The organism is Calidithermus terrae (assembly GCF_003574345.1).
Classification (GTDB): domain Bacteria; phylum Deinococcota; class Deinococci; order Deinococcales; family Thermaceae; genus Calidithermus; species Calidithermus chliarophilus.
The window spans coordinates 1-5,882 of sequence record NZ_QXDL01000227.1 but is presented as its reverse complement, the minus strand read 5'-3'; the positions used below and the strand labels follow the sequence as shown (position 1 = coordinate 5,882).

Annotated in this window: 5 protein-coding genes; 2 read left to right on the top strand and 3 right to left on the bottom strand. The window is 71.8% G+C overall.

Annotated elements, in window-relative coordinates; genetic code table 11:
• Nucleotides 1–2 precede the first annotated feature (2 nt).
• The 3 genes from Mterra_RS18020 to Mterra_RS18010 are packed head-to-tail and all read right to left on the bottom strand — an operon-like array spanning nt 3 to nt 3,441.
• Nucleotides 3–875 carry an ABC transporter permease gene (locus tag Mterra_RS18020; RefSeq protein ID WP_119316408.1) on the bottom strand — a complete coding sequence of 291 codons (873 nt, stop codon included), beginning with the start codon at nt 873–875 and terminating at the stop codon, nt 3–5.
• Nucleotides 875–1,933, bottom strand: a complete 1,059-nt coding sequence (locus tag Mterra_RS18015; RefSeq protein WP_119316407.1) for an ABC transporter permease — start codon at nt 1,931–1,933, stop codon at nt 875–877. Before Mterra_RS18015 ends, Mterra_RS18020 begins: the two co-directional genes overlap by 1 nt.
• Nucleotides 1,930–3,441: an ABC transporter ATP-binding protein gene (locus tag Mterra_RS18010; RefSeq protein WP_218022963.1), complete on the bottom strand. Its 1,512-nt coding sequence runs from the start codon at nt 3,439–3,441 to the stop codon at nt 1,930–1,932. The genes Mterra_RS18015 and Mterra_RS18010 overlap by 4 nt, the downstream gene beginning before the upstream one ends.
• A gap of 410 nt (nt 3,442–3,851) precedes the next feature.
• Between Mterra_RS18010 and recO the strand changes: the two genes are divergently transcribed.
• Both recO and Mterra_RS18000 read left to right on the top strand, forming a co-directional pair.
• Nucleotides 3,852–4,544 carry a DNA repair protein RecO gene (gene recO, locus Mterra_RS18005; protein ID WP_119316405.1) on the top strand — a complete coding sequence of 231 codons (693 nt, stop codon included), beginning with the start codon at nt 3,852–3,854 and terminating at the stop codon, nt 4,542–4,544.
• Between the two features lie 5 nt (nt 4,545–4,549).
• Nucleotides 4,550–5,882 (top strand): SpoIID/LytB domain-containing protein (locus Mterra_RS18000; protein ID WP_119316404.1); only part of this gene is annotated, 1,333 nt, incomplete at its 3' end.

Below are 5,882 nucleotides of genomic sequence, written 5' to 3'. Positions count from 1 at the left end.
CCCTACCTCTCCCCCCGCTGGTACGGCTGCCCCAACGCCTCCGGCGCCGCGCCCTGCACCCGGCGCAGGCCGGCGAGGGCCAGCACCGCGATGACGAGCAGGTAGGGCATGGCGGCGAAGAACTCGGTGGGGATGCCGCTCTGGCCCTGCAAGCGGAACTGGAGGTAGTAGAGCAGGCCGAAGAAGACCGCGCCGCCGATGGCCCGCAGGGGGCTCCAGCCCACGAAGATCACCAGCGCGACCGCGATCCAGCCCAGGCCCACGGTCATGCCGTCGGTCCAGGAGGGGCGGTAGGCCAGGGAGAGGAAGGCCCCGGCCAACCCGGCCAGCGCGCCGCCGAAGGCTACCGCCAGGTAGCGCACGCGCACCACGTCGATGCCCAGGGCGTCGGCGGCGGCGGGGTTCTCGCCCACCGAGCGCAGCACCAGGCCCAGCCGGGTGTAGGCCAGCGCGAAGGCCAGCCCCAGCGCCATGAGCACCGCGCCCACGGTGAAGGGCCACTCGAGCGCCTGGTTGAACAGCGGGAAGCCCTCGAAGCGCTTGCCCAAGAGCCCCGCCACCCCCAGCCCGATCATGGTGAGGGCCAGGCCCGAGACGAACTGGTTGGCCCGCAGGGTGATGGCGGCGAAGGCGTGCAGCAGCGAGGCCAACACGCCTGCCCCCGCGGCCGCCGCGACGGCGAGGTAGAGGTTGCCGTCGCCGGCCCCGCTGCCGTAGGCCACGGCAAAGCCGGCCAGCGCGCCCACCGCCATCATGCCCTCGACGCCCAGGTTCACCACCCCGGCCCGCTCGTTGATGATGGCCCCCAGGCTCGCCAGCAGCAGCGGCGTGCCGAAGGAAAGGGCCCGCCCCAAAGCGTTCCAGATCTCTTCCATCAGCCCCTCCCCCACCGCACGCGGTTGCGCACGAAAATCTCCGAAGCGATCAGGCACAAGAGCATCACCCCGCTGAAGACGTCGATGACCCGGAAGGGCATGTTGAGGCTGATCTTGAGCAGGTCGCCCCCGGCCAGGATGATGCCCATCAACGGCGCCGTGACCAGCACCAAGGCCGGGTTGCCCCGCGCCAGCCAGGCCACGATCACGGCGGTGAAGCCGTAGCCCAGCGAGATCTGGGCGGGCTCGAGCAGCCGGTGGTGGATCCCCGCCACCTCCCCCACCCCGGCCAGCCCCGCCAGCCCGCCCGTGATGAGGGCCATGACCAGCACCACCCTGGGGACCGAGATCCCCGCGTAGCGGGCGGCGCCGGGGTTCTCCCCCACCACGCGCAACTCGTAGCCCAGCGTGGTGCGGGTGAGGAGCACCTGCAGCGCCAGCGCCAGCACGACCCCCAGCAGCAGCGTGGGCCAGTGGACCAGCGTGCCGGGCAGGGTGGGCAACTGCTCATAGGGGGCGAACTCGTCGGAGTAGAGGAAGCCGCGCACGTTCTGGCCCTTCCAGGGGCCGTTGATCAGGTAGATGAGCACGTACTGCGCGACGTAGTTGAGCATGAGGGTGCTTAATATCTCGTTGACGCCTAGCCTCGAGCGCAGCCACGCCGCCAGCAGCGCCCAGGCCCCGCCCAGCATCAAGCCCGCCAGGAACATCGCCGGCAGGCTCAGCAGGGGCGGCAGGGGGAGGAACAGCGCCACCCCGCCCCCGGCGATGGCGCCCATCAGGAGCTGGCCCTCGGCGCCGATGTTGAAGAACTGCGCCCGGAAGGCCAGGGTGAGCCCCGCCCCCACCAGCAAGAGCGGGATGGTGCGGCGCAGCACCTCCGAGAGGCCCTTCCAGTCGGTGAGGGTGCCCTGGAGCATGGTGCGGTAGGCCTCGAGAGGGCTCAGACCGTAGGCCGCGAACACCGCCCCCGCGATCAGCAGGGCCACGGCGATGGCCCCCAGCGACACCCACAGCACGCGCAGGCGCGGCGGGTTGGGGTCGGGGACCAGCCTCACGCCGCACCCCCCTGCCCGGAGGGGAGGCTCGAGCCCGTCATCAGCAGCCCGATCTGCTCCCGCGTCAGGCTCCCCACCTCGAAGGGGCCCTGCAGGCGGCCCTGGTAGAGCACGGCCACCCGGTCGGCCAGGGCCAGGATCTCGTCGAGGTCCTCGGAGACCAGCAGCACCCCGGCGCCCTGGTAGGTCTTCTCGAGCAGGATCTGGTGAACTTGCTCGGTGGCCCCCACGTCGAGGCCGTAGGTGGGGTGCACGGCCAGGATGAGCCGGGCCGAGCCGGCGAGTTCGCGGGCCAGGATCACCTTCTGGATGTTGCCGCCCGAGAGCAGGCGGGTGGGCGTGGAGGGGCTGGGGGTGGCGATGGCGTACTGCCGCACCTGGGCCTTAGCCCGCTCCTCGTAGGCGGCGAGGTCGCGGAAGAAGCCCCGCGCCAGCGGCGGCTTGCGGTACTCGCGCAAGGCCAGGTTCTCGCTCACCGGCATCGGCGGGACCGTGCCCATGCGGATGCGGTCTTCGGGGATGTGGGCCACGCCCATCTCGAAGAGGCGGGCAGGGTCGGTCACCAGGGGCCGGCCTTCCAGCGTCAGCGTGCCCGCCTCGGCGCGGCGCAGGCCCGACAGCACCTCCACCAGCTCGCTCTGGCCGTTGCCCGCCACCCCCGCCACGCCCAGCACCTCGCCCTGGCGCAGGCTGAAGCTCACGCCGCGCAGCGCGGGGAGGCCCCGGCTCGAGCGCGCCTGCAAACCCCGCACCTCGAGCAACACCGGCCCCAGCCTCGGCTCGGCCCGCTTGCGCTCGAAGCTCACGCTGCGCCCCACCATCAGCTCGGCCAGGCGGGGCTTGGTGGCCTCGGCCACGGGCAGCTCGCCCACCACCTTGCCGCGCCGCAGCACGCTGACGCGGTCGGCGATGGCGAGCACCTCGTCGAGCTTGTGGCTGATGAAGATTAAGGACTTGCCCGCCGAGCGCAGCTCGCGCATGACCCGGAAGAGTGCTTCGGCCTCGAGCGGGGTGAGCACGCTGGTGGGCTCGTCGAGGATCAGCACCCGCGCCCCGCGCAGCAGCGCCCGCAGGATCTCGATGCGCTGCTTCTCGCCCGGCGAGAGCTGGTGGACGCGGGCGTGGGGGTCTACCTCGAGGCCGTAGCTGCGCGCGAGCTGCTCGATCAGGGGCACCATGCGCTGGGCCGGGAACCAGAAGCGCCCCACCCCCAGCGCCAGGTTCTCGGCCACGGTGTGACGGCCCACCAGCAGCGGGTGCTGGGGCACCAGCCCGATGCCCAGCCGCAGCGCGTGCGCGGGCGAGGCGATGTGCACCGGCTGCCCCTCGATGCGGATCTCGCCCTCGTCGGGCCGGTAGAGCCCGTAGAGGATGCTGACGAGGGTGGACTTCCCTGCCCCGTTCTCGCCCAGCAGGGCCAGCACCTCGCCCTCCTTTAGCTCGAGGTCCACCCGGTCGTTGGCGACGACCCCCGGGAAGCGCTTGGTGATACCGGAAAGTTGGAGAATGGTTGACGCCACGGCTTTTCCCTCTTGGGGTGCATCTTACCTGAAGGGCGCGGGTGTTACGTCGTACGTCCTGCGTCGTACGTCGTACGCGAGAGGCCTAACGCAAGACGCAAGACGCAAGACGCGTGTCCTACGTCGTACGTCGTACGCAAGACGCAAGACGCAAAACGCAGGACGTCTTGTCACCCCCCTTAGCAAGGGGGGCTGGGGGGGATAAACCCTCCCCGCAGGCGGGGAGGGACGGCTGGAGCCCCAGAACTCGTTGACCCGGCGCACAAACCCTCCCCGCGGGCGGGGAGGGACGGGGTGGGGTCACCGCGAGCCACAGGCTGACGGCTGAGGGCTGAGGGTTGACGCCTCATCGCAACCCAGGTGACGGCAAAAGCGCCGCGCTTGGGTAGCATGGGGGGGTGGAGCGCTACCACACCCTCGAGGCCCTGGTCGTGGGCCGTAAGGCGATGCCGGGCGGGGACGTGATCCTGTCGTTCGTGGGGCCGGAAGGGGCCAGCCAGGCGGTGGCCCGCAAGGCCATGCGCCCTTCGGGGCGCAGCGGGCGGCTTTCGCTCTTCCACCACCTGCGCTTTCAGGTCTACCAGAAGCCCGGCTCCGACCTGCCGACCCTGACGCAGGCCGAGCTGGTGGGGCGGCTGCACGGCCTCGAGCACCCCCAGCGCTTCCCCTTCGCCGCCTTCCTGGCCGAGCTGGCCTTCCGCGTGGCCTCGCCCGAGGTGGCGGCGCGGGTGTGGCCGCTGCTGGTCTCGGCGCTCAAGGGCGTCGCCAAGCACGCCAACCCCCGGCTGGTCGCGGTCTGGGGCGGCTGGCGCATCCTCAAGGCGGCCGGGCTGGCCCCCAACCTGCACGGCGAGGGCACCAACCTGCTCGACGGCGACCTGACCCCGAGGGGCGGGGTCTACCTGGGCCTCGAGGGCCTCGAGGCGCTCGCCGCCGTGCTGCGCCTGCCCGGCAGCGAGGCCATCGACGCGCTCGAGGGAGCCCCCCTCGACCGCCTGATGCAGGCCTTGCTGGCCCACACGCGCTACACGGTGGGTGAACTGGGCTCGGCGGTGCTGCTCAGCAACTCCAACGCGGTGCGGCGAGAATGAGGCGGATGTACCTCACCGCGCTGCTCAGCTCCGCCGCCCTCCTCCTCGCCCTGTTCGCCCTGCGCCAGGGCGAGCCCGCGCCCCCGCCGCTGCCCTCCAGCGGCCAGAACATCCGGGTCCTCCTGAGCGCGAAGCCGGGCCAGTACCTCTTCGAGAGCCTCGAGGTCACCCCCCTCTACGCCCGTGCCCAGGTGCGGGGCGGGCCCGACCCCCAGCGCCTGAAGCCGGCCTTCAGCAGCCTGGGCGACGGCCCGCTACGCTTCACGGCCCAGGAGGGGCGAATCCGGGTGAGCGTGCTGGGCAAGGCCTACGACCTCGGCCCCTTCGCGGAGGTGGCCGCCGACCCCGAAGCCCCGGGCGCCCCCCGATTCCTCGTCGGCGGCAAGCAGCGCGGCGACTTCTACCCGGAGTACCCGGGCCGCCTCCTGCTCGGCGCGCGCGAGGGCAGGCTGAGCGTGGTCAACGTCCTCGACCTCCAGGAGTACCTGCGCCGCGTGCTGCCCAGCGAGATGCCGCCGAACTTCCCGCTCGAGGCCCTCAAAGCCCAGGCCGTCGCGGCGCGCACCTACGCCTACAGCCGCATGACCGCACCCCCCGAGCGCAACTACTGGAAGTCGCTGGGCGCCGACGTGGACGACAGCACCAACGAACAGGTCTACAACGGCCAGCCCCCCCAGCCCAGCACCGACCAGGCCGTGGCCGAGACGCTGGGCCAGGTCCTGACCTACCGCGGCGCGCTCGCCCAGGCCTTTTACTTCTCCACCTCGCCGGGCTCCACCGCCAGCATCGAGGAGGTCTGGCCCGACCGCGAGCGGCTGGCCTACCTGCGGGCGAAGACCCAGACCAACCCCGTCACCGTGAACATCTCCAGCGAGCGCCAGGCCCTCGAGTTCTTCCGGAACTGGGCCCCCGAAGGCTTCTACGACGGCGAGTCCTCGCTGTTCCGCTGGCGCGTGAGCCTCAGCCGAAGCGAGCTCGAGGCCGTCCTCGCCCGCACCCTCCCCGCCCTGCGCCGGGCCTCGCCGGAGTTCGTGCGCACCGTCGAGGGCCGCTACACCCCCGACCGCCCCGAGTTCGAGCTGGGCACCCTGCAGGGCCTGAAGGTGCTCAAGCGCACCCGCGGCGGCTTCATCACCGAGCTCGAGGTCCGCACCAGCACCGGCCGCTACTGGGTGGGCCGCGAGTCCAACGTGCGCAACCTCATCCGCCCCGACAAGCGCTACACCGGCGGCCCCGACGTCGTGCTCGAGCGCTTCAACGGCGTGCTGACCCCCAACTTCCCCGCCCTCCCCAGCGCCGCCTTCGCCTGGGAGGAAGAGCGCGAGGGGAACGCCCTCC

Coding starts and splice junctions, on each gene's coding strand:
- Mterra_RS18020 (WP_119316408.1), bottom strand. CDS start 875: ATGGAAGAGATCTGGAACGCTTTGGGGCGGGCCCTTTCCTTCGGCACG.